At 70.3% G+C, this 22,716-nt stretch carries 20 protein-coding genes; 12 read left to right on the plus strand and 8 right to left on the minus strand.

What is annotated here, in order from left to right; all coding sequences use genetic code 11:
* The 7 genes from ACX80W_RS14310 to ACX80W_RS14340 form a co-directional block, all read left to right on the plus strand.
* The coding region (locus tag ACX80W_RS14310; RefSeq protein WP_459284400.1) for an aconitate hydratase at window positions 1-1,783 on the plus strand (1,783 nt) is incomplete at its 5' end.
* A gap of 27 nt (window positions 1,784-1,810) precedes the next feature.
* Window positions 1,811-2,458, plus strand: a complete 648-nt coding sequence (locus ACX80W_RS14315; protein ID WP_459284402.1) for a GntR family transcriptional regulator — start codon at window positions 1,811-1,813, stop codon at window positions 2,456-2,458.
* Window positions 2,458-3,489, plus strand: coding sequence for a nucleoside hydrolase (locus ACX80W_RS14320; protein WP_459284404.1), 1,032 nt, complete (start codon window positions 2,458-2,460; stop codon window positions 3,487-3,489). Before ACX80W_RS14315 ends, ACX80W_RS14320 begins: the two co-directional genes overlap by 1 nt.
* Before the next feature lie 104 nt (window positions 3,490-3,593).
* The gene (locus ACX80W_RS14325; protein WP_459284406.1) at window positions 3,594-4,409 is read left to right on the plus strand and encodes an ECF transporter S component; all 816 of its coding nucleotides are present in this window, start codon (window positions 3,594-3,596) and stop codon (window positions 4,407-4,409) included.
* A gap of 4 nt (window positions 4,410-4,413) precedes the next feature.
* Window positions 4,414-5,169, plus strand: a complete 756-nt coding sequence (locus ACX80W_RS14330) for an energy-coupling factor transporter transmembrane component T (protein ID WP_459284408.1) — start codon at window positions 4,414-4,416, stop codon at window positions 5,167-5,169.
* Window positions 5,166-6,680, plus strand: coding sequence for an ABC transporter ATP-binding protein (locus tag ACX80W_RS14335; protein ID WP_459284410.1), 1,515 nt, complete (start codon window positions 5,166-5,168; stop codon window positions 6,678-6,680). Before ACX80W_RS14330 ends, ACX80W_RS14335 begins: the two co-directional genes overlap by 4 nt.
* Before the next feature lie 9 nt (window positions 6,681-6,689).
* The gene (locus ACX80W_RS14340) at window positions 6,690-7,685 is read left to right on the plus strand and encodes an alpha/beta fold hydrolase (protein WP_459284412.1); all 996 of its coding nucleotides are present in this window, start codon (window positions 6,690-6,692) and stop codon (window positions 7,683-7,685) included.
* Between the two features lie 163 nt (window positions 7,686-7,848).
* Here the strand turns inward: ACX80W_RS14340 and ACX80W_RS14345 are convergent, their stop codons facing one another.
* The 3 genes from ACX80W_RS14345 to ACX80W_RS14355 form a co-directional block, all read right to left on the minus strand.
* A complete protein-coding gene (locus ACX80W_RS14345; protein ID WP_459284414.1) occupies window positions 7,849-8,400 on the minus strand; it encodes an ABC transporter permease in 552 nt (183 codons plus the stop codon).
* 229 nt (window positions 8,401-8,629) lie between these two features.
* The gene (locus ACX80W_RS14350; RefSeq protein WP_459284416.1) at window positions 8,630-9,391 is read right to left on the minus strand and encodes an ABC transporter ATP-binding protein; all 762 of its coding nucleotides are present in this window, start codon (window positions 9,389-9,391) and stop codon (window positions 8,630-8,632) included.
* An 83-nt stretch (window positions 9,392-9,474) separates the two neighbouring features.
* On the minus strand, window positions 9,475-12,756 hold the full coding sequence (locus ACX80W_RS14355) for a DEAD/DEAH box helicase (protein WP_459284418.1): 3,282 nt from the start codon (window positions 12,754-12,756) through the stop codon (window positions 9,475-9,477).
* A gap of 188 nt (window positions 12,757-12,944) precedes the next feature.
* On the opposite strand from ACX80W_RS14355, the gene ACX80W_RS14360 reads away from it, so the two are divergent.
* Window positions 12,945-14,249 (plus strand): cation:proton antiporter, encoded by a 1,305-nt coding sequence (locus tag ACX80W_RS14360; protein ID WP_459284420.1) that lies wholly within the window; start codon window positions 12,945-12,947, stop codon window positions 14,247-14,249.
* Between the two features lie 24 nt (window positions 14,250-14,273).
* Here the strand turns inward: ACX80W_RS14360 and ACX80W_RS14365 are convergent, their stop codons facing one another.
* Entirely contained in the window at window positions 14,274-14,459 is a 186-nt protein-coding gene (locus ACX80W_RS14365; protein WP_459284422.1) for a hypothetical protein, read from the minus strand.
* 166 nt (window positions 14,460-14,625) lie between these two features.
* Between ACX80W_RS14365 and ACX80W_RS14370 the strand changes: the two genes are divergently transcribed.
* Both ACX80W_RS14370 and ACX80W_RS14375 read left to right on the plus strand, forming a co-directional pair.
* Window positions 14,626-15,615: an LLM class flavin-dependent oxidoreductase gene (locus tag ACX80W_RS14370; RefSeq protein ID WP_459284507.1), complete on the plus strand. Its 990-nt coding sequence runs from the start codon at window positions 14,626-14,628 to the stop codon at window positions 15,613-15,615.
* Window positions 15,616-15,829: 214 nt separating this feature from the next.
* Entirely contained in the window at window positions 15,830-16,033 is a 204-nt protein-coding gene (locus ACX80W_RS14375; RefSeq protein WP_026533290.1) for a cold-shock protein, read from the plus strand.
* Window positions 16,034-16,116: 83 nt separating this feature from the next.
* Here ACX80W_RS14375 and ACX80W_RS14380 read toward each other — a convergent pair whose 3' ends face one another.
* Window positions 16,117-19,665 carry a TM0106 family RecB-like putative nuclease gene (locus ACX80W_RS14380; protein WP_459284424.1) on the minus strand — a complete coding sequence of 1,183 codons (3,549 nt, stop codon included), beginning with the start codon at window positions 19,663-19,665 and terminating at the stop codon, window positions 16,117-16,119.
* 156 nt (window positions 19,666-19,821) lie between these two features.
* Here ACX80W_RS14380 and ACX80W_RS14385 point away from each other — a divergent pair, with 156 nt between their 5' ends.
* A complete protein-coding gene (locus ACX80W_RS14385; RefSeq protein WP_459284426.1) occupies window positions 19,822-20,280 on the plus strand; it encodes a DUF3817 domain-containing protein in 459 nt (152 codons plus the stop codon).
* Between the two features lie 43 nt (window positions 20,281-20,323).
* Here ACX80W_RS14385 and ACX80W_RS14390 read toward each other — a convergent pair whose 3' ends face one another.
* Complete coding sequence (locus ACX80W_RS14390; RefSeq protein ID WP_459284428.1) at window positions 20,324-21,343, minus strand: isopenicillin N synthase family dioxygenase; 1,020 nt, start codon at window positions 21,341-21,343, stop codon at window positions 20,324-20,326.
* Window positions 21,344-21,413: 70 nt separating this feature from the next.
* Complete coding sequence (locus ACX80W_RS14395) at window positions 21,414-21,818, minus strand: YkvA family protein (RefSeq protein WP_459284430.1); 405 nt, start codon at window positions 21,816-21,818, stop codon at window positions 21,414-21,416.
* Between the two features lie 201 nt (window positions 21,819-22,019).
* Between ACX80W_RS14395 and ACX80W_RS14400 the strand changes: the two genes are divergently transcribed.
* Window positions 22,020-22,391, plus strand: coding sequence for a hypothetical protein (locus ACX80W_RS14400; RefSeq protein WP_459284432.1), 372 nt, complete (start codon window positions 22,020-22,022; stop codon window positions 22,389-22,391).
* Here ACX80W_RS14400 and ACX80W_RS14405 read toward each other — a convergent pair.
* A complete protein-coding gene (locus ACX80W_RS14405; protein WP_459284434.1) occupies window positions 22,373-22,711 on the minus strand; it encodes a GNAT family N-acetyltransferase in 339 nt (112 codons plus the stop codon). The two genes, ACX80W_RS14400 and ACX80W_RS14405, sit on opposite strands and share 19 nt — an antisense overlap.
* Window positions 22,712-22,716: the final 5 nt, after the last annotated feature.

The raw sequence follows: 22,716 nt of genomic DNA on the forward strand, positions 1-22,716 counted from the left end.
CCGCTTCTCCGAATACCTCGAGCTGGATCTGTCCACCGTGGTGCCCTCCATCGCCGGCCCCAAACGCCCCCAGGACCGCGTCGCCCTGACCGAAGCCAAGAGCCAGTTCCGTGAGGACCTCGCCCACTACTCCGACGACCCGCACCTTGCCGAGTCGCCGGCGGGAACCGTCGATGAGGCCTCGGAGCTCAGCTTCCCGGCGTCCGACGCCCCGAGCTACAGCGCGGACGGCCACACTCACGTCGATGAGAACGCCAAGCCGCGGGAAACTGTCTCCGCCCAGGCAGGCCAGGAGACACGGCCTTCGAAGAAGGTCAGTGTCAGCATGAAGGACGGGCGGGAGTTCGAGCTGGACCACGGCGCGGTAAGCATCGCCTCGATCACCTCGTGCACGAACACCTCCAACCCCTCGGTCATGCTCGCCGCCGCCGTGCTGGCCCGCAATGCCGTGGAGAAGGGGCTCGTCTCGAAGCCGTGGGTCAAGACCTCCGTCGCCCCCGGCTCGAAGGTCGTCACCGACTACTACGAGAAGTCGGGGCTGATCCCGTATCTCGAGAAGCTCGGCTTCTTCATCGTCGGCTACGGCTGCGCCACCTGCATCGGTAACTCCGGGCCGCTCGAGGACGAAATCTCGAAGGCCATCCAGGACAATGACCTGGCCGTGACTGCGGTGCTTTCGGGCAACCGCAACTTCGAGGGCCGCATCAATCCTGACGTGAAGATGAACTACCTGGCCTCCCCGCCGCTGGTGGTCGCCTACGCCCTGGCCGGCACCATGGACTTCGACTTCGACAACCAGCCCCTGGGCCAGGATGGCGAAGGCAACGACGTGTTCCTGAAGGACATCTGGCCGAACCCGGTCGAGGTCCAGCAGGTCATCGACACCTCGATCAACGAAGAGATGTTCACCTCGAGCTACGGCACCATCTTCGAAGGCGACGAGCGCTGGCAGTCCCTGCCCACGCCCGCCGGTGCGACCTTCGCCTGGGACCCGGAGTCCACGTATGTGCGGAAGCCGCCATACTTCGAGGGGATGACGCTCGAGGCCGAGCCCGTCTCGGACATCGAGGGCGCGCGCGTCCTGCTCAAGCTCGGCGATTCGGTCACCACCGACCACATCAGCCCGGCGGGATCCTTCAAGTCCGACACCCCGGCAGGGCGTTACCTGCTCGAGCACGGCGTGGAGCGCAAGGACTTCAACTCCTACGGCTCCCGCCGCGGCAACCACGAGGTGATGATCCGCGGCACCTTCGCGAACATCCGCATCAAGAATCAGCTGCTCGACGGCGTCGAAGGCGGCTTCACCCGCGACTTCAGCCAGCCCGACGCTCCGCAGGCAGCGGTCTACGACGCCGCGGAAAACTACAAGGCGGCCGGGATTCCCCTGGTCGTCCTGGCCGGCAAGGAATACGGCTCCGGCTCATCCCGTGACTGGGCGGCCAAGGGCACCGCGCTGCTGGGCGTCAAGGCGGTCATCGCCGAGAGCTACGAGCGGATCCACCGCTCCAACCTCATCGGCATGGGCGTGCTCCCGCTGCAGTACCCGCAGGGCGAGAACGCCGAGAGCCTTGGGCTGACCGGCACCGAAACCTTCGCTGTGGCAGGGGTGACCGAGCTGAACGAAGGCAGCACGCCGCGCACCGTCACGGTGACGGCGACCCCCGCCGACGGCGGCACGCCGGTCTCCTTCGACGCGGTCCTGCGTATCGACACCCCGGGCGAGGCCGACTACTACCGCAACGGAGGCATCCTGCAGTACGTCCTCCGGCAGCTGGTGGGCTGACCCGGCCCCGTGACCGAGTCCACGGACGTGTCAGCGAAAGTTGACGGCGAGGTGATCTTCCGGGTCCTCCGGGGGGAGATCCTCGCCGGGGTCCACCCGCCGGGCACCGCCCTGCGCGAGGTGGTCATCTCGGAGCGGTTCGGCGTCTCCCGCACCCCGGTGCGGGAGGCGCTCAGCCGGCTCCAGCACGAGCGGCTCCTCGAGCGGGCGGCCCGGGGGCTCCAGGTGCCGCAGATCGACCCGCAGGAGGTCATCCAGATCTACGACCTGCGCGTGATGCTCGAGGAGGAGGCCGCAGGCCAGGCCGCCTCGGAACGCCGGTCGGCGGACGTGATCCGCCTCGAGGCGCTCGTTGAACGGGACCGCGCCCTGGCCGACCCGGACGACCGGACCCGGATCAACCTCAACCAGGAGTTCCACGTATCCCTGTGGGCGGCCTCGCACAACCCTGTCCTGACGGACCTGCTGGCGAGGCTTTCGACCCACCTGATCCACACCCCCCGGTCGACCCTTTCGGTCGGCAACCGCTGGCAGGAGTCGCTGGACGAGCACGAGGCGCTGGTGCGGGCCGTGGGGGACCGGCGGGTCGAGGACGCGCGGCGGATTGCGCGCACCCATATGGAGACGGCGCGAGCCCTGCGCCTTCAACTCCTGCGGACCTCGGCGGCCGGCTAGTGGGGTCGGCAACCCGGCTGCTGCTCGACGTCGACACCGGGATCGACGACGCCGTGGCGCTGCTCTACCTGCTGTCGGCGCCCGAGGTGGCCATCGAGGGCATCACCTGCACCGCCGGGAACGTGGGTGCGGCGCAGGTCGCGGCGAACAACCTCGCCCTCCTTGAACTCGCCGGGCGCGGGGGAGTCGAGGTCGCCATCGGCAGCGAGGTTCCCCTCGAGGTGCCGCTGGTGACGACCGAGGAAACCCACGGGGACCAGGGGGTGGGCTACGCCGTGCTTCCGCCGGCCCGCCAGCGGGTCTCCGACCGCTCCGCGGTCGAGGTGTGGGTGGAGGCGGCTCGGGCCAGCCCGGGGGAAATCACGGGCCTGGTCACCGGGCCGCTGACGAACTTCGCCCTGGCCCTGCGTGCCGAGCCGCGCCTGCCGATGCTCCTCAAGGGCCTGGTGATCATGGGCGGGGCGTTCAACTACCCGGGCAATACGACGCCCGTCGCGGAGTGGAACGTCCACGTCGATCCGCACGCGGCAAAGGAGGTCTTCGCCGCCTACCGGGGGCTGCCGGCGGAGAAGCTGCCGGTGGTGTGCGCCCTTGAGTCAACCGAGCGAATCGAGTGCCGCCCGGAGCACCTCGACCGGTTGTCGCGGGCCGCGGGAGCCGGAGGGGAACTGCTGAGCCCGGACGACCCCGAAGGGCTGCGCAGCACCAACCCCAACCGGGTCATCGCCTGCGTCTCGGATGCCCTGCGTTTCTACATGGAGTTCCACCGCAGGTACGACCAGGGCTACCTCGCCCACCTCCACGACCTCTTCGCCGCCATGGTCGCCACCGGGGAGGCAACCGCCACCACCCGCCCTGCCACGGTCGACGTCGAGACCGGTTCCCCCCTGACCCTTGGGCAGACGGTTGGTGACTTCGCCGGGTTCTGGAAGTCACCGGCCAACGCCCGGGTGGTGGCCGCCAACGACCCCGCGCAGGTCTTCGACCTGCTCATCGACCGCCTCGGCCGGTTGGCGGCCGACCGGGGCTGATCCGCCGCGGCCCTGCGGGTACACTTAGCTACTGCCCGCACCGCTGCGGGCCGCGCCGAGGTGACATGAGGTGCACGCCCCTTGCCCTGCGCCCGAGGACCGCCATGAGCTCACCCCTGACCCTTCCCGCAGCGAAGGCCGCGCGCCCCCGGAGGGCGCTGGTCGCCGCGGGAACCGCCCTGATCGCCGCCACCTACCTCTACCTGGTGCTCGTGCAGCCTGCCGACATCGCCGAAGGGCTCGGCGGGGTTCCGTCACTGATCACGCTGTTCGGCTTCCTGGGTGGTGGCGCCCTCCTCGTGGCGGGAATCCTGCCGGCCCTGAGCACAAGTTCGCTCGTCCTGATGCCGCTGGGCATCGCCCTCAATATTGCCATCGGGCAGACCGCCGGCAGCCTCGGGCTCCAGATCTACCTCGACGCCATCGGCACGGTCCTGGTCGCCGTCCTCGCCGGTCCCGCGGCCGGCGCCGCCACGGGGGCGCTCAGCAACGCCATCTGGGGCCTCTTCAACCCCCTGGCGCTGCCCTTCGCGGCCGGGGCCGCCCTGATCGGGCTGCTGGCTGGAACCGCGGCGCGGTACGGGATGTTCCGCCGCGTCTACCTGGCGCCGGTCGCCGGACTCGTCGTGGGCGCCGTCGGCGGGCTCGTGGCCGCCCCGGTGGCCGCCTTTATGTTCGGAGCCGCCGGGACGGTGGGCACGAACGCACTCGTGGCGGCCTTCCGGGCCGTGGGTGACTCCCTGCTCGTCGCCGCGACCAAGCAGGGGCTGACCTCCGACACGGTGGACAAGCTCGTGGTCTTCACCCTGGTGGCGCTCCTCGCCTACGCCCTGCCGCGCCGCTCGCGGGCCCAGTTCCCCTTCCTCCGGCGGTACGGCGTCCTCGCCGGCGGCACCCCCTCGGGCCCCACCGGACGGTGACCGAGTGCCCCGGCGTCGCGTCTTCAACCCGCTGACGGAGCTCCTCGCCGCGGCGCTGCTGGTGGTGCTCGTCCTGATCGTCAACACCTGGCAGTTCTCCCTTGCCGTCCTCGTTTTCGTCGTGGTGCCCGGCGTGCTGTTCTCGGGCAAGCCGCGGCGGATCGCCCTGGCCATCGCCGTCACGGCCGGTCCGCTGCTGGCGTCCTCGCTGCTCCTGCATGGATTGTTCTTCCCGGAGGGAATTACGGTGCTCGCGCAGTGGGGGCCGGCCCGGGTCACCACCGAGGGCCTTCAGTTCGCCGCGCAGACCGGGCTGCGGCTCGCCGTCTTCACCGGGGTCCTGCTCACAGCGGCCCTGACCGCGAGCATCCCCGAGCTGATCTCCACCCTCACCCACCGCGGCTGGAACCGCAGGTTGGTGTTCGTCGTCGGGTCGGCGCTGGGGCTGCTGCCCTCCGTCGCCGAGCGGGCCCGGTCGATCACCAGGGCCCAGCAGGCGAGGGGCCTGGTGGTCGGTGGCGGCATCGTCGCGCGGGTGCGGGGCCTCATGATGGTCACCGTGCCCCTGGTCACCGGCCTGCTGATCGACGCCGCCGAACGGACCCAGCTGCTGGAGGCCCGGGGGTTCTCCTCCCCGGGGCCGCGCACCAGCTACCTCCCCGACACCGACACGCCGGCCCAGCGCGCCGCCCGGTGGCTGATGGCTGCCGGGGTGCTCGGCTTCGGCTGCGCCTGGTACCTGGCGGGGGCGGCGCGGTGATCCGGCTCGAGTGTTCCTCCTTCGCGTACGACGGCGGCGCACCCGTCCTCAGGGGCATCGACCTCACCGTCGGCGCCGGCGCCCTGGTCCACGTCGTCGGGCCCTCGGGGTCCGGCAAGACCACCCTCGCCCGGTTGTTGGCGGGGCAGACCGGGGCCGAGGGGGGAGCGGAGTTCCGCGGCGCGCTGACCCTCGGAGGCAACCGGCTCGAGTTCACCGGCGGAGCATCCGACCCGCGGATCGATCCGGCCGCGTGGAGTGCTGAGGTTGCGTACGCCGCCCAGCGGACCGAGGGCCAGCTCTCCATGATGTCGGCCACCGTTGCCGAGGAGATCGCCTTCGGACCCGCAAACCGGGGCGTACCGCCCACCGAGCTGCGGGCCGCCGTGCAGGCCACCGCCGCCCGGCTCGGGCTGACCGACCTCCTTTCCAGGGATCCCCGCAGGCTCTCCGGCGGCCAGCTCCGGCGCACAATCATCGCGGCGGCGGTGGTCGGGAAGCCCCGGGTGCTGATCCTCGACGAACCGTTCCAGGGGCTCGACGCCGGCGCCCGGGATGAGGTGGCCCAAACACTCGAGGCACTGCGCGCGGCAGGCACGGCACTCGTGGTCTGCGCACCGATGCTTCCGGCGTCGGCTCCGCCCGCGTCGCAGGTCCTGGTGCTCGTCGACGGCAGCCCGGTGTTCAGCGGCACCCCGGCGCAGGCGCGGACGGCAGGGCTTGGGCGGTATTCCATCGGCACCGAGGGAACACCGCCGGACCTTCCGGGCGTGCCGCCGGCACCGGCGGTTCCCCTCCTGCAGCCCGTTGCGGCGGGGGTCCCGCTCGCCCAACTATCCCGGGTGTCCTTCACGTACCGCGGCTCCGCGGTGGAGGCGCTGCGCGGCGTCGACCTCACCGTGGCCCCGGGGGACATCGTGGGCCTGACCGGCACCAACGGATCCGGCAAGTCGACCCTCCTGCAGCACCTCAACGGTCTGCTGCGCGCCTCGGCTGGCACTGTGTCGGTGGCGGGGGAGCCGCTCGCGCGCCGCACCCCGGTGGGGCGGCTGGCCGGGACGGTGGGGTACCTGTTCCAGGACACCGACCAGCAGTTGTTCGAACGCACCGTCCTGCGGGAGGTCGCCTACGGTCCCATGGCGGCCGGCGCAGAACGGGAGGCGGCGCAGGAGCGGGCGCGGACGGCGCTGGCGGCCGTCGGGCTGGAGCATGCCGCCGCCGAGCACCCCTACGAGCTGGGCTTCGTCGAGCGGCGGCTTGTCGCCATCGCCTCCCTGATCGCCTCCGGACCGGCCCTGTGGGTCCTCGACGAGCCGACCGCCGGCCTCGACCAGCGGGGGCGGAACCGGGTCGGTGCCCTGCTCCTCGGCCACGCGGCGGCAGGTGGTGCGGTGGTGCTCGCGACCCACGACGAATCCTTTGCCGACGCCCTGTGCACCCGGATCCTCGAGCTGAAGGATGGCAGGATCCTCTCCGGCAGGGCCCGCCGGGGTGCCGGAGGAGGGGCGTAGGGTTGCGGAATGGAAAGCTCCGGCGACGCCCCCACAGGTAGTATGCACAGCCCGGCCAAGGCCCCCGACTCGTTTGCCGGGCGAACCGATACCGTCGCAGGGGACCGGAACGGAGGCAGCGCCGACGGGGCCAGGAGCGGCGGCAGTGACACCGGCGCCCACGCCCAAAACGGCGCAGACGGCGGCCGGCGCCGCACCGTAGCGGCAGGGGGAGCCGAACTGGCGGTCTTCGAGTACGGGAGGGAACCGGGCCCGGGAGTGCCCACGCTGGTCCTGATCCACGGCTACCCCGACGACCACCGGGTGTACCTGCCGGTCATCCGCGAGCTGTCCGCGACCCACCACCTCGTTGCCTTCGACACCCGCAACGCCGGCCAATCGGTGGCCGTTTCGAGGGACTATCGGATCTCCGTGCTGGTGGATGACCTCTTCGCGGTGCTCGCCGCCGTGGCCGTTCCGGAGGTACACCTTGCCGGCCACGACTGGGGCTCCATCCAGGGCTGGGCGGCGGTTGCGGATCCCCGGTCCCGGGGGCGGATCGCCCGCTTCACGAGCGTGTCGGGACCGGACCTTGGGCATGTCCGCCGCTGGGCGCGCAGCCGGCTCCGCACGCCCAGCCGCTGGCCCGAACTGGCCGGGCAGGTGCTGCGCAGCTGGTATGTGGGCGCCTTCCAGCTCCCGGTCCTCCCCGAATTCTTCTGGCGGGTGGTGCTGCGCCGGCGCTATGAGCGTTCGGTGCGGCGCCACGTGGGAGCCGATCCAATTCGGGGTCTGGCGCTGTACCGGGCGCTGCGCCGGCCCTCCGGCCCCGGGAACCGGATGCCGCGGGTCACGGTGCCCGTCCAGGTCGTGGTGCCGCTGCAGGATCCGTTCCTTTCGCCGGCCCTTGTCGACGGGCTCGACGGGTGGGTGGAGAACCTGACGATCACGAAGGTCGACGCCGGGCACTGGTGGCCGGAGACCGCGCCCGCGGAGTTCGCCGAGGTGCTGCGCCGGGAGCCGTAGGAGCGGCCCGGCCGCCGGCGGTCCGGCCACCCGCGGTCCGATTGCGAGGCGTGCCGGAACCGAACTGGATAGAACCGCGAACGAGCCCAGAGCGGGATGCACAGGGTCCCGGCTGGGCCCGGCAACCGGCACCCGGCCGGACCAGGCGCCGGTCGGGGCGGGCTCAGGACAGGGTGAGCCGGCGCCATGAGCGCAGCGTCAGGCCCGCGGCAAGTGCTCCCACGGGCACCGACAGCAGGACCTGCACTGCCGTCGTCGCATCGGTGCCGATCCCGCCCTGACTCGCCCACAATCCGGGGGCGGAGAACGGGAACCAGCCGCCGAGCCCCGTCATTGCGGCCAGCTGCGCCACGACCACGATCCCGATTACTGCCCCGATCGCGGCGAGGTAGCCCCGGCCCAGGGTGGCGGCCCAGGCGGCGGGCAGGGCCAGCAGGGCCGTGGCGGCGGTGATCAGCAGGAACTTGGCGGCGAGGGCGAAAATGCCTGCCCCGGCAGCGCTTCCCGCCGTTCCGGTGATCGATCCGGCCGCAAGCAGGGTGGCTGTCAGTGCCACGGCAACCGCCCCGGACCAGGCGAGGACCAGCAGCAGTTTCGCGGCGGCGGTGGCCGTCCGGGACACAGCGGCAAGGAAGAGGGAACCGACAGTGCCGTCGGTGAACTCCCGGCCAAACACCCACCCGGCGACCACCCCGAACCCCAGCAGGCCGCCCACGGCAATAATTGTGCCTGCGCCGGTGAAGAACCCTCCCAGCCGCCGGCACCGAGCACGCCCTCGGCCTTGGCCGCCAGCAACGGGTTGGCCCCCTTCAGGGAGTACACCGAGGCGACGGTCATCGCCGGCACGCCGAGGACGAGGAAGACGCTCGTGAACACCACCGGGCGGGCACGGCGGAACTTGAGCCACTCGGCGGCAAGGGCAGCCCGGAGCTGGGCCGGGCCGCTCACTGCTGGATCCCGGAGTCGGCGTAGATCAGTTGGAAGAAGCGCCGCTCCAGGTCGATGGCCTCGGGCGCCAGGTTGCCGATGATGCGGCCGGCGTTCAGGACACTGATGCGGTCGGCGACGCGCGCCACCTCGTCGAGGTGGTGGCTGGAGACAAGCACCGCCGCCCCGCGTGCGTGGGCCCGATCAAGGAGCATGCGGCGCACGATCATGACCCCGGCAGGGTCCAGCGCGTTGGTGGGTTCATCGAGGAGAATGATGCCCGGCGAAGCGGTCAGGGCGGCCGCCAGGCCGAGTCGCTGCTTGTTGCCCAGGGACAGGCGGCGGCACTGGGTGCCGGCCCACTTCGTGAGCGCGAACTCCTCGATGAGGTCCCGGGCAGCGGTACGGGCGCGGCCCGGTTCAAGGCCCGCGAGCCGTCCGGCCACCTGGAGGTTCTGCAGGACGGTGAGTTCCGGATACGCCAGTGGATGTTCGATGAGGTACCCCACGCCGGCGCGTTCCGGGGCGGACAGCGCCGACGGTTCGCGGCCGCCCACCAGGACCGAGCCGCCGTCGGGGCGCACCATGCCCAGGAGCAGGCGCATCAGCGTCGTCTTCCCCGCCCCGTTGAGGCCCACCAGGGCGTGGATCTCGCCGCCGCGCACCTGAAGGCTCACCCGCTCCAGCACCGGCTCGCCACCGAACCGCTTCGTGGCATCCGTGCACTGCAGGCGGGCGGTGCCGCGGCCCGGTCCGCCGGCGTCGTGCCGTTCGTCCATGCGCCTATCCCTCCGCGCGGTGCCCAGGCGGGCGCTCGCCCGCCTGCCTTCATTGTGGACGCCGGCGTCCGGCCCGGGAAGGCTCAGGCCTCGAGCAGGCCGCGGATGTCCTCGGCGGTGAGCGCCGAGGAGAAGACGGCGTCGTCGTCCATGACCGAGCTGAAGAGCTGGGCCTTCTGCTCCTTGAGCTTCATCACCTTCTCCTCGATGGTGCCCTTGGAGACCATCCGGTAGACCATGACATTCTTCGTCTGCCCGATCCGGTGGGTCCGGTCGACCGCCTGCGCCTCGCTGGCGGGGTTCCACCAGGGGTCGAGGAGGAAGCAGTAATCGGCCTCGGTCAGGTTCAGGCCGAAACCACCGGCCTTGAGGCTGATCAGGAAGACCGGCGCGGCGCCCTCCTTGAACTTCTCGATCACCTCGCCCCGGCTGCGCGTCGACCCGTCGAGGTAGGCGTACTCGATGCCGCGGGCCTCAAGCTGCTCGGCGGCCTTCTTCAGGTAGGAGGTGAACTGGCTGAACACCAGGGCGCGGTGGCCTTCGGCCAGGACGTCCTCGAGCTGTTCGAAGAGCACCTCGAGCTTCGCCGAGGGGACATCGGCGTGGTCGGGGTCCACGAGGGAGGCGTCGAGGCTCAGCATGCGCAGCAGCGTCAGCGAACGGAAGACGATCATGCGGTTGCTGTTGAGGTCATCGATCAGCCCCAGCAGCTTCTGCCGTTCCCGCTGGAGGTAGGTCGAATAGATGTGGCGGTGTTCGGGGCTGAGCTCCACCTCGAGGACCTGCTCCTGCTTCGGCGGCAGGTCGGAGGCGACGGCCTCCTTGGTGCGGCGCATCATCAGGGGGCGGATGCGCCGGCGCAGCCGGGCCAGCGGGCGGTTGTCGCCGATCTTCTCGATCGGAGTGCGGTAATCCTCGGTGAACCTGCGGGCCGACGGAAACAGCCCGGGTGCGACGATGTTGAACATCGCCCACAGCTCCATGAGGTTGTTCTCCATGGGGGTGCCCGTAATGGCCAGCTTGAACGGCGTCGAGAAGTCCTTCGCCGCCTGGTGGACCTTCGAGGTGCGGTTCTTGACGAACTGCGCCTCGTCGAGGATCAGCCCGGCCCACCCTGTCTCCTGGTAGGCCTCGAAATCAAGCCGGAAGAGGGTGTAGGAGGTCACGACGACGTCGGCCCCGCGCACCTGGTCGCGGATGGGCACCCCGGAGGCGCCCTGGGTGTCGGTGATGCCCACGACGTGGAGCCCGGGGGTGAAGCGGTGGGTCTCGTTGATCCAGTTCGGCACCACCGAGGTCGGCGCGACGATGAGGAAGGGCTGGTGCGGCCCGCCGGTCTCGTGGGCGTGCTCGATCAGGGTCAGGGCCTGCAGGGTCTTGCCGAGGCCCATGTCGTCGGCGAGCACCCCGCCGAGCTGGTGCCGCCAGAGGAAGGCGAGCCAGTTGAACCCTTCCTTCTGGTAGGGCCGCAGCTCCGCCTTGACCCCCATTGGCACTTCGACCGGCGCAAGGTCGGCAAGCTCGAGAAGCCCCGCCACGGCGTTCCGCCAGGACACCGCCTGTTCGGTTTCGTCGGCGAGGTCTTCGAACTCGGCCCACAGCCCGGCCTGGTAGCGGCTGATCTGGAACCCTGTCTCCCACTCGGTGAGCCCGCGGGCCTCCTCGATGAGGTCACGCAGCTGTCCAAAGACGGGCTGGTCGAGCGAAAGGTAGCTGTTGTCGACGAGCTTCAGCTTCGTCCGGCCCTGGGCGAGGGCCCGGAAGATCGAGTCGAAGGGGATCTTGCGTCCGCTGACGGTGACCATCACGCCCAGATCGAACCAGTCGCGGTCCTCCGTCTCCACCGTGCTGATCACCAGCTGCGGCGTCTCGGTCAGGTGCTCATAGTCGGGCTTTTCGCCGACGACGTCGACCTCCAGGCCCGGTGCCGCCTCGATCCGAGGCAGTACCGACTCGGTGAACTCGACGGCCTGCATGTCTTCGAGGGTCGTCGTCCGCAGCGGAAGCGGGCTCAGCAGCGCCCGGGCCGACGCCTCGAGGGCGTCTTCGGCGTCGGGGTCGCGGTAACCGCCGGCGGCGGCCGGGCCACCGCCCACGGGGTGGCTCTGCACCGCGGTGCCGAAGGTGTACCGGAAGTTCCAGGAGAGGGTCACGGCGCCGTCGGGCCGGTAAGCGGTGGTGAGGACGAGCGCCGGCGGCTGGACCTCGGGGAGGTTCACGCTTCCATCGCTGCTGGCGACCTTGAGCGACCGGCTCAGGCGGGGGTAGTACTCCTCGAGGAAAACGGGGGTTTCCTCCGGCGGAATCACCACCGGGCGGGAGCGCCGGAGCAGCTCCAGGTCCTGCCCGCTGAGTTTCCTCCCGGTTGGTGCGAGGGTGATCGTTGAATCCGGCGCAACGGTGTAAATCCCGTGGTCGCTGATGACGTGGGCGGTCTCGGTCGGATGGATCTTCCCGTCGATCTCCAGGACGGGGGAGAGCTGCACCGCATCATCGGCCGACGCCGTCGCGTCCAGGCGCAGCGTGGCGCGGTGGGCGAGGGCGACGGTCACCTGCTTCTTCGACCCGACAAACTCGATGCCCAGGCGTCCGGCCTCCTCGAGGAGCTGCCACAGCAGGGGGTTGCTGAAGTCGTCGAGGTAGAGCCACGAATCGTTGTTGCCGAAGTAGTTGACGCCGGTTCCCCGGTGCAGGGCGGGGAACTGGGAGAACCAGCGGTGCTGGTCCGGGTCGAGCCGCAGCCCGTACGTCTGATAGCTGATGCTTCCCCAGGAGAGGTTGTTCTTGACCCACTTGCCCTTGCCGTTCTGGCTGACGGGCCGGACGCCGAGCCGGGCGTTCAGCATACGCTGCCCCTGCCGGTCCGCGGCGGATCCCCAGCGCTGGACCGCCACCTCGGGGGTGCGCACCTCGAACTGCAGGCCGAGCGGGGTCGTCGGCCCGGCCGGCACCTCGGGGCCGTCGGGTACCGGGGCGAGCAGTTCGCTGAGCGAGGCCTGCCAGCCTTCCGCAGGTCGCGCGGGAGGGGGAGTGCCGGTGCGTTCCTGGCGGGCCAGGAGATGTTCGGTGTTGCTCTGCAGGGCCGTTGCCGCGACATGCTTGCAGTCCGAGCCGACGGGGCAGCTGCAGAAGTTCTCGAGTGGGCGGAAACGGCCGTCACCCTTGAGGCCCAGGCGCAGCTTCGTGCGGTACTCGGCGGGTGCGCTTCCACGGACCCGGCCGGTAAGGATCTTCGCGCTGGCATCCCAGGCGAGGGAGCTGACGGCGCCGTCCTTGGCGTAGACCTGTCCCCGTTGGAACGCGGCACCGCCCACGATGCGGATGATGTCGGTGACATCGACCAGGGGGTGGGACGAATTGGGCATACTTTCATGCTCTCACGCGGCGGCCGCGCACCGATGCCAGCCGGTGGCCGATGTTCGCTATCGGCCATGCATACCGCCGGCGGAACCACCATTCGATGCGGGATGGCCGGGTTGCGGTACCGGGTACGCCCACCCACGCCGTAGTCTACGAAAGGGGCTGTCCAACGTTGTCCGGAGAAAGGGTGCCGGTGTTCGAAGCGCCGAGTTTTATCTATGCCGCCGCCGGGCTCGCGGTTTTCGCCGCCGCCCTGCTGCCACGCCTCCTGATGCGGGCCCCGATCTCCATGCCCATGGTGTTCCTCGGAGCAGGGGTGCTCGCCTTCTCCCTGATCGACACGCTGCCCAACCCGGACCCGGTGGCCTACGGCGACTTCACCACCCACCTCGCCGAGGTCTGCGTCATCGTCTCCCTCATGGGTGCAGGCCTCGCCCTCGACCGGAGGGTGGGCAGACGCCGGTGGGCCACCACCTGGCGCCTGCTCGGCATCGCCATGCCGTTGTGCATCCTGGGGCTGATGCTCCTTGGACTGTGGGTGCTCGGCCTTGGCATCGCCGCGGCGCTTCTCGTCGCCGCGGTGCTGGCGCCCACCGACCCGGTGCTCGCGTCCGAGGTGCAGGTGGGCGAGCCGGCCGAAACCGAGGACGAACTCGAGGGCGAGGACGAGGTGCGCTTCGGACTGACCTCCGAGGCCGGCCTCAACGACGGCCTTGCCTTCCCCTTCGTCTACCTCGCCATCGCGATCAGCCTCGTCGGGGCGGCCCCCGGAGCGTGGTTCCCGGAGTGGATCGCGCTCGACGTCGCGTGGCGGCTGGGGATCGGCTGCCTCTTCGGGTTCGGCATGGGCAAGCTGCTCGGGCGGCTGTTCTTCTCGGCGCGGATCGAGAGCGTCCGGCTGGCGAACCATTCCGAAGGGTTCGTCGCGTTGGCGGCGACGTTCCTCACCTACGGCCTCACCGAACTGGCCGAGGGGTACGGCTTCATCGCGGTCTTCGTCTGCGCCGTCACCATCCGGGCCGCTGAGCAGACAAGCGGCTACCACGGGGTCCTCCACAGCTACATCGAGCAGCTCGAACGGCTCCTCACGGCCGTGGTGCTTATCCTGCTCGGAGGCGCAATCTCCCGCGGGCTCCTGATGGGCCTGATCTGGCAGGAAGTCCTCGTCGCCGTGGTGTTCCTGCTGGTGATCCGCCCCGCCGCCGCCTGGCTCAGCCTCGCCCGGGGGCGCACCGGGCCGTGGGAGCGGGGTGTCCTCTCCTTCTTCGGTGTCCGGGGCATCGGCTCGATCTACTACCTCGGGTACGCGCTGTCGAAGGGGGACTTCGGTGCCGAGGACGGGCCACTGTGGCGCATCGTGGCGCTGGTGATCTGCATGTCCATCGTGCTGCACGGCATGACGGCGGCTCCGGTCATCAACGCCCTGGACCGGGCGCGCAAGCGCAAGGCGGTCCGGGTCAGCGGGGACGAGGGACAGGCGTCCTCGACGCCGATCTAGGGCCGCTCCGGCGGCCGCCGGAGCTCAGCGGAGGCGCTCGAGGCGGCGTTGGATCGCCTCGAGTTCGGCGCTGAGCGCGGCGAGGCCCCCGGTGCTGTTCTCAGTGGCAAGGGCGCGGACCAGTTCATCCTGCCGGGCCCGCAGCCCGGCCTCGGTCGGGGGGAGGCCCGAAGCAGCGGTCCCCGAATCGGCCGGCTCGAATTTCGACATGGCGCAATCGTCCCAGATGCGCCGCCCGCGTGGCGCACGGGACCCCGTCAAAGGGGCGCACCGAAATAAGGAGCCCGGGGAATTCGTTGCCTCCAATAGGTGCGGCCGATGATTGCCGGTAAGTGCCGCTAACACGACGCGCACAACTTGGGAAGGTTTCCACTTGATTACAGTTCCACTTTCGATCCTCGACCTGGCGCACATTCCCCGGGGCGGAACAGCCGCCGGCAGCCTCGCGGCGAGCGTTCGACTGGCGCGGAGCGCGGAGGGGTGGGGGTACCGGCGCATCTGGTACGCCGAGCACCACAACCTGAGCAGCATCGCCTCCTCCGCGACGAGCGTGCTGATCGCCCACGTCGCTGCGGCGACCTCGACGATCCGACTGGGCTCCGGTGGGGTGATGCTGCCGAACCACTCGCCCCTGACGATCGCCGAACAGTTCGGGACCCTCGAGACGCTCCACCCCGGCCGGATCGACCTGGGGCTGGGGCGCGCACCGGGAAGCGACGGGAACACCCTGCGGGCGTTGCGCCGCGACCCGGCCGCGGCCGACACGTTTCCGCAGGACGTGCTCGAACTCCAGGGGTACCTCTCGGGGGACACCCGGATCCCGGGGGTCCATGCCACCCCCGGCCGGGGCACGAACGTTCCGCTCTACATCCTCGGTTCCTCGCTGTTCGGGGCGGGACTTGCCGCGGCCCTCGGGCTGCCCTACGCCTTTGCGTCGCACTTCGCCCCCGCCGCGCTCCAGGAAGCGGTGGCGCTGTACCGCCGGGAGTTCAAGCCCTCCGCCCAGCTGAAGCAGCCGTACGTCATCGCCGGCGTCAATGTGATCGCGGCCGATACCGAGGAGGAGGCCCGGAACGAGTTCCGGGAGGGCCAGCGGCGGATGGCGGAGCTGCTGCTGGGCCGTGGCCGCACCCTAACCCCGGAGGAGGCTGATGGGCTCCTTGCCAGCCCCGGAGGCCAGCAGGTCGCCTCGATGTTCACCTATTCCGCCGTCGGCACCCCGCCGCAGGTGCAGGACTACCTGGAGCGCTTCACCGCACAGGCTTCCGCCGATGAACTGATCATCGCAACGCGGGCGAGCTCCGAGGAAGCCTGGCTGAGATCCTACGAGCTGGTGGCGGGCCTTTCGAGGCCGCTGGCCGCCTGAGGACCAAATATTTAAAAGAAGGTTGAGATTCCTGCTTGCCATCACCCATGGTGGTGCTGTTAGGTTGGTAACGGTTGTAGTGTTGCGCATTTGTATTTCACGTGGTGTAGCTCCTCGGGGCCCACGCCGCATCTCTGAAAGAGCGGACAAGCACGCCGCGACTGGGGCTTTCCGAAAGTCGGAGAGCGTCTGAATTTCAGAAGGATAAACAAAAATGGCAACAGGTACCGTGAAGTGGTTCAACGCTGAAAAGGGCTTCGGCTTCATCGCCCCCGACGACGGAAGCGCAGATGTGTTCGCACACTTCTCCGCCATCAATGCCAGCGGCTACCGCTCGCTTGATGAGAACCAGAAGGTCAGCTTCGACACCGAGCAGGGCCCCAAGGGTCCCCAGGCGTCAAACATCCAGCCTCTCTAAGGTCCGGATCTAAAGCAGGGCGGGATATTTCCCGCCCTGCTTTTGTTTAAGCCTCCAGCGGTTGCCGAAGCCGGCGCTGCGGCTCAGCCCGACACCGCGCCGCACAGGCCAATGAACGCGCCGAGCTCCTCGAGGGCCTGCGGGCGGGAGGGGACGTGATGGGTGAGTTCCGGTGCCCGGATAATCACGGCGCGCCACTGCCCGCGGGACACGGCGACGTTGATGCGGTTGCGGCTGAGCAGGAACTCAATGCCCCGGGGCGCCTCGGCTGCGCTCGAGCAGGCCATTGACACGATCACGACGGCCGCCTCCTGGCCCTGGAACTTATCCACCGTTCCCACCCGCACCCCCGGGTAGCCCGCGGCGTCGAGCGTGGTCCGGATCAGCTGGACCTGCGCGTTGTACGCGGCGACGACGAGGAGGTCCGCCTCCCGCAGGGGCCGCGCTCCGGCGCCGTCGCCCGGGGTCCAGTTTCTGCCGAGGTGCCGCTCGACCTGCGCGAGCACCTTGGCCGCCTCCTCCGGGGAGGAGGTGCTCCGCCGCTCGATGTGCTCCACCAGAACGCATTCGACGCCGGGGGGAAGGCCCTCGAGGTGCCGGAGCGCGGCCGACGGCGTGGATTCGAGCCGTCCGTCGTAGGAGAGCCGGGAGACAAAGGCGCACAGCGCCGGATGCATCCGCCAGCTGTCGGCGAGGAAATACCCGAACCGCCCGGGGAGCGTGGCGTGCCCGTCGGAAAGCCAGCCCAGCGCCGATTTGTGGACCGGTTCGGGGTGGCTGCCCTGGGTGACCTGGGGGAGCTGCTGTGGATCCCCGAGCAGCAGCAGCCGCCGGGCCGAGCGCGCCACGGCGAGGGTGTTGGCCAAAGAGAACTGGCCGGCCTCATCGATGACCAGGAGGTCGAGCGAGCCCGCCGGAACCTTGCTGCCGGTCATCGTCCAGGCCGTGCCGCCGACCAGGCAGCCGGCCTCTCCGCCCAGCAGCGCCGCGACGCCGTCGTCGGTCGTGTGCCCCCACGGGGCGGCGCGGTCCGCCGTCTTCTTGGCGGCCAGCTCCGCCGGAACGCCGGCCCGGAGGGCGGCCCGGAGCAGGTTCTCGACGACGGCGTGGGACTGCGCGACGACGCCGACCTTCCAGCCGCGTGCCACAAGCCGGGCGATCACCTCCGCTCCGACGAAGGTCTTGCCGGTTCCCGGCGGCCCCTGGACCGCGAGGTAGGAGGAGTCGAGGCGTTCCACCGCCTCCGTGATGGCGTCGGCATACCCGGTGCGGCCGGGAAGGGCCGGTGGGAGCGGTCCGCCGGTCAGCCGCGGTGGGATCCTGCGCAGCAGGTCGAGACCGGGCCCGCGGGGGATCCCGGGCAGCGCCGAACCCACCTCGGCGGCGACGGCGAGCAGGGCCGCCTCGATCGAGGTGGTCCGGATGGGCTGGTCGGGGGCGAGGGCCACGGGCAGGAACGGGTGGGCGGGCGTGCCGGTCCGCAGGCGCTCCTCAAGGATCAGCACAGCCTTCCCGCCGTCGGCTTCGATCCCGCGCACTGTGGCGCCGAACCACCCGCCCCGCCCGCCGGGCCCGGAGTCCACCGAGTCGGCACCCTCGGGCACGGGCGGCTCGTACAGGGCGAACCAGGTGGAGTCCGGCCGGAAGTCTACGCCTTCGGGAAGGACGCCCGTGAGGCGCAGGGTCCGGGCCAGGGAGCGGGCGCGCGGGGTGGGCAGCACCCAATCGGTCACCACCTCGACCGAGTCGGGGACGAAGACGTCGCGGGCCCGCGCCCGGTCCTCGGGGGAGGCGGCGAGCCGGTCGAAGTGCTCCCACCAGAACTGCTTGTGTTCGCGCCGGTGGTAGCCCACGGCCGCCGCGACCATTGCCACTGCCCGGTCGTCGGGACCCGGCGCCGCAGCCGGCAGGGAGCCCAGGTAGCTCAGCAGCGCCGCCTCTTCGGGCGGTGGCTCGTAGGGCGGGCGGTCAGGCTCCACCGGTGCCGGGGGTGCAGGGGAAGCCGGGTTGAGCCCGGCGTCGCGGGCCCGTCCAAGCAGCCAGTTACGCAGGTGAAGGGTGGAGCGGCAGTCGTACTCGTTGTAGTCGCGGATGCCGGCGAGAAGTTCGGCGGCCCCGGCCTCGTCGCCGGCGTCCCGGGCGGCACAGTACTCGGAGTAGGCGACCACCGAGGCGCCGGCGTCGGTGACAGCCCCCAAGCGCAGGTCCGCTCCCATGTAGAGCGGCTCGAGCTTCTTGATGCTGTAGGACTTCTCGGAAATGCGGAGGCTGCGCCGGACGATCTCGTACAGGTCGACCAGCACGCCCTCCCGCAGCAGGGTATCCACGGCGTCCTCGCCGAGGACATGGGTCATCGACAGCCGGCGCAGGGCGCTCTTCTCATAGGCCGCGTAGTGGTAGATGTGCAGGCCCGGATGCTTTCGGCGCCGCTCGGCGACATAGTCGAGGAAGCCCGTGAAGGCCGTGCGCTCCTCGGCGCGGGAATGGGCCCAGAACGCCCGGAAGGGGGGCCGGGAGCCGCCGGCCGGCGGGTTCTCGACGACGCCGAAAAGGTACTCGAGGCCCCAGGACCCCGTCTCCGGGTCCTGCCACAGCGGGTCGCCCTCGAAGTCGAAGAAAATGTCGCCGTCGTCCGGGGGAGGCAGCAGGCCCAGGGCATGCCCGGGGAGGACCCGGTAGTCGAGGCGCCGCGGGGTGCCGTCGGGGTCGGTGTAGTCGACTCCGCCGTCGGCCTCCGCCCGATGTGTCTGCATCCGGGCCTGGTCCCGCAGCCGGTCGAGCGTGGGAGAGCCGGCCACTTCGAGAGCCGCGAGGTCGTCGATGGTGCGGATGCCCTGGCTGCGCAGCTCCGCCCGCTGGGCCAGGCTCAGGTTCGCCACGAGCAGCAGGTCCCGGGTTGAGTCGACGAGCTGCTGGCAGTAGTCGCAGCGGCCGCAGGCCGTGTGGCCGGTGCCGTTCCATTCAACGGGATCCGGCTGGGCGCGGTGCCCCGCCAGCAGGGCGAGGAAGCGGTCCCTGCGTTCCCGGTAGACCGGGACGAGGTCGGCGAGGGCGTGGACGCTTGAGCTGTTGTCGCCGAGGACGAGGGTGACCTGGGGCGCAGGCCCGATCCCGGCCCGCAGCAGCTGGTCGCCGTAGGCCGCAAGCTGCAGCAGGGCGCCGACCTTCGCATGCCGGGCGAGCTTGGTGTCCCACACCGCATAGGAGCCGTCGCCGGTGCGCACCAGGAAGTCCGAGCGCCCGTGGAACTGTCCGTCGAAGAACGACGCCTGGAACACGACGCCGGCACCGGACCGCAGCGCCTCGAGGGATTCCTCGTGTTTGGCGCTCAGGGTGGCGCGGTCCATGGAGGCGGCCGGGACCACCTCGTACACGCCGCCGGGATTGCCGGGGGACCAGGTGCCGAGTTCGGCGGTGAACTTCTCCAGGACCCGGCGCTCGTGGACGTCGCCCAGGGCCGCCGCGCGCTGCAGCATTCCGTCGGCGGCAAACCCGGCCGGGGGAGTGCGGCCGAGCTTCTCATCGAGGATCCTCAGGACCCGGTACTCGCACTCGGCGGCGGTCACGAGGTCGCTCGCGGAAAAGACGAGGTCGGCCCCGGCGTCCGGTGCGGCGTTGTCGAGCAGGAACACTGGGCCTCCCGGCGGCTGGGGCGATCAGCAACAATCTACCAAGGCCCCGGCATACGGTAGCGTAGAAGGGCCCGTTCACCACCTGGACGTTGACCGCGGTCCGCGCACTGCTCCGAAACCCGCCCCGGGTGAAACGTCCACTGCCCTTGGAGATCCATGAACCCGCTCACCCTGTTTCGTACAGTCGCTGTCGCCGAGGCGCTGACCTGGGGGTTCCTGCTCACCGCCATGTTCTTCAAGTACGTCACCCGCAGCACCGAGGCCCTCGTGCCTCCCGCCGGCGGCATCCACGGGTTCGTCTTCCTCTGCTTCGTTGCCACCACGGTCTTCGTCTGGATCAACTCGAGGTGGTCGTGGCGGACGGGCCTGCTGGGGCTGGCCTCCGCCGTCGTACCCTTCGCCACCATCCCCTTCGAACTGGGCCTCCAGCGCCGCGGGATGCTCCGGGGCCCGTGGCGCCTGCGCCCCGGCGGGGAGGCTCCCCGGAACCCGGCCGAGAAGGTCCAGGCCTGGGTGCTGCGCAGCCCCGTGCTCGCCGGGGCGCTCGCCGTCGTCGGCATCGGCGTCGTCTTCACGCTGCTGCTCATCGCCGGTCCGCCCGTCGCGGCGGGCTGAGCCGCCCGGGGCCCGGACGCCGCGCCGGGTGCGCCGGCCGGACCTACTGCCGGACCAGCCCGGGGTGGTGCAGCTCGGCGACGTCGGGGTGGGCCCGCAGCCGGCCCTTGAGGACATTCGCCCCGTAGGAGGCGAGCATTGGATTCTCCGGGTCGTCCGAGATCCCTGTGGCGGCGGCCGCGAGCTCCGCGGGAAGCACCACCGGCTCGATGACGGCGTCGAGCCGGGGGGACCAGAAGAACGGGACCGCGTAACGGTCGACGCCGGGGGGAGGTGAGACCACCCGGTGGATCGTGGCGGCCAGGTAACCCTGGGTGGCGACTTCGAGCATCTCCCCGAGGTTGACGACGAGCGCACCCGGGATCGGCTCAACCGGCACCCAGCCGGAGCCCCCGCGGGGGAGGACCTCAAGGCCGCCCACCTCGTCCTGGAGCAGGAGGGTGACGAAACCGTAGTCGGCGTGGGAACCGACGCCCTGGCCCTCCGCCGCGCCGTCGCCGCCGACATAGTGGACAAGCTTCGCCATCCAGGCCGGTGTGCCTTCGAAGGGCTCCGCGAAATGGTCTTCGGGCAGGCCCAGCGCCACCGAGAGGGCACCGAGCAGTTCCGCCCCCACCGTGGAGAGCAGTTCGGCCCACGCCATCGCGGCGTGCTCCAATTCGGGAAGGGCGGCGGTGGGCCACTGGTTGGGCCCCTGGAGCAGCCAGTACGGCTGGTTGTCCGGATAGCTCTCGAGGGGCTCGCGGTCCGGCGAGAAGTCGAGCTGTTCGCGGGCGTCGGCGCGGCCGCGGGTGACCTCGGTGCCAAGGCTGGCATAGCCCCTGAAGTGGGGCGAGCGCCGGTTGTCGAGCCGCAGGCGCTCCTCGATCGGCAGGTCGAAGAATCGGCGGGCCTTCGACAGCAGCTCCTCCGCCTGGCGGTCGGAGGCACCGTAGTTGGTCACCTGGAAGAAGCCGACGGTGTGCGCGGCGTCGCGGAGCCGGTCGATGAAGGACGGGTCGAAGGTGCCATCGGGGCGGCGGGCGGCGCCGAGGTCGAATACTGGAATTGGGCTTGAAACCATGCCGGGAGACTACGCCCGGACCCGCCGAGGCCGCGCGCTCCGGTTACGCCAGATGTCGACGGCGGCTCGGCTAGAGGCCGGCGAGCCGAAAGACGACAGCGAGGCCCTGGGGGCTGCCGGGCCAATGGCGTTCAACCGCGGACGCCCCGGCGCGGCGGACGGTGAGGCGCAGCACGAGCGCGATCAGCAGGACGTCGTCGGCGTAGCCGATCCCGGGGAGGAAATCGGGCACCAGGTCGATGGGGAGCAGCAGGTAGGCAAGGAGCAGCACGAGGCCGGCACGCACTCCGGTGGGAACGGCCCTGTCGGCGGCGAGGCGGCGGAGCAGGCGGAGAAGGTCGGGCAGGAAGCGCAGCGCATCGGTCATGGTGAGGGTTTCGGGATGGGCCCTGGCGTACGCGGCAAGACCGAGGAGCAGCACGGCGTAGACGCCGAGCACCACCGCCAGCCAGGTGAGGACAACTCCCCAGTCCATGGATTCCCTTCCTTTCTGACCACCGGTTTGCTCACGCGTAACATGTGTATCTTTCCACTGCAAAAATACCGGGCTATAGTTCTCATGCCGCCTTAGGCATATCGCATCGATGGGGGAACCTTCCACGCGGGCTCGGGCCGGTCTGTAGTCGTCTCATCGGGGCGCAGCGCCCCGACCGCTTTTTCCGTGGAAGGATCATCGATGTCCCAGTATGCAAGCCGGAGCAGGCCGCCGTATCCCAGCGAGCAGCCCTTCGGCGGTGCGGGCCTCGGGTACCGCGGGGCCGGCACTCCGATGGACTCGCTGGCAGGCAAGAAGCACATGCAGCTCTCCCTTGCCTTCGGATTCCTGAGCTTCTGGTTTCCCATCGTCTTCGTGCCCCTGGCCCTGATTCAGGCGGGTCGGGCCGAGCGGCTGGGCGAGCCCTCGACCGCGGGCCGGATCCTCGCCTGGGCGGCCGTCGCCTACTACTGTTTGATGATGATCTGGGGGGTTATCTTCTACAGCTTCGTCATCAGCCAGCTGCCGATGTTGATGGGAACGGTACCTTCGGGCTACGGCCCGCCCGCCTGACCTGGATCCCCACCAAGGCGCTGCTCAAAGATGTAGTCGTCCTCAAGGCGCCCACCCAGCCGGAAGGTTTTCGTTCCGGCAAGGCGGAAGCCACTGCGTGCGTAGAACCGGATGGCACGCTCGTTCTCTTGGTTGACGCCGAGCCAGATGCCGGGCATTCCGGTGCAGGCCGCGGCGCGGAGTGAGGCCTGCATCAACGCCCGCGCGGCGCCGGTGCCGTGGTGGGCGGGGTCGATGTAGAACTTGCTCAGCTCCACCGCCGGGAGGACCGTCAGGGACCCGCGGGTCCCGGCATCGTCCGGCTGGCTCAGGACCAGCATGCTGT

Source organism: Arthrobacter melezitosi, from assembly GCF_054511055.1.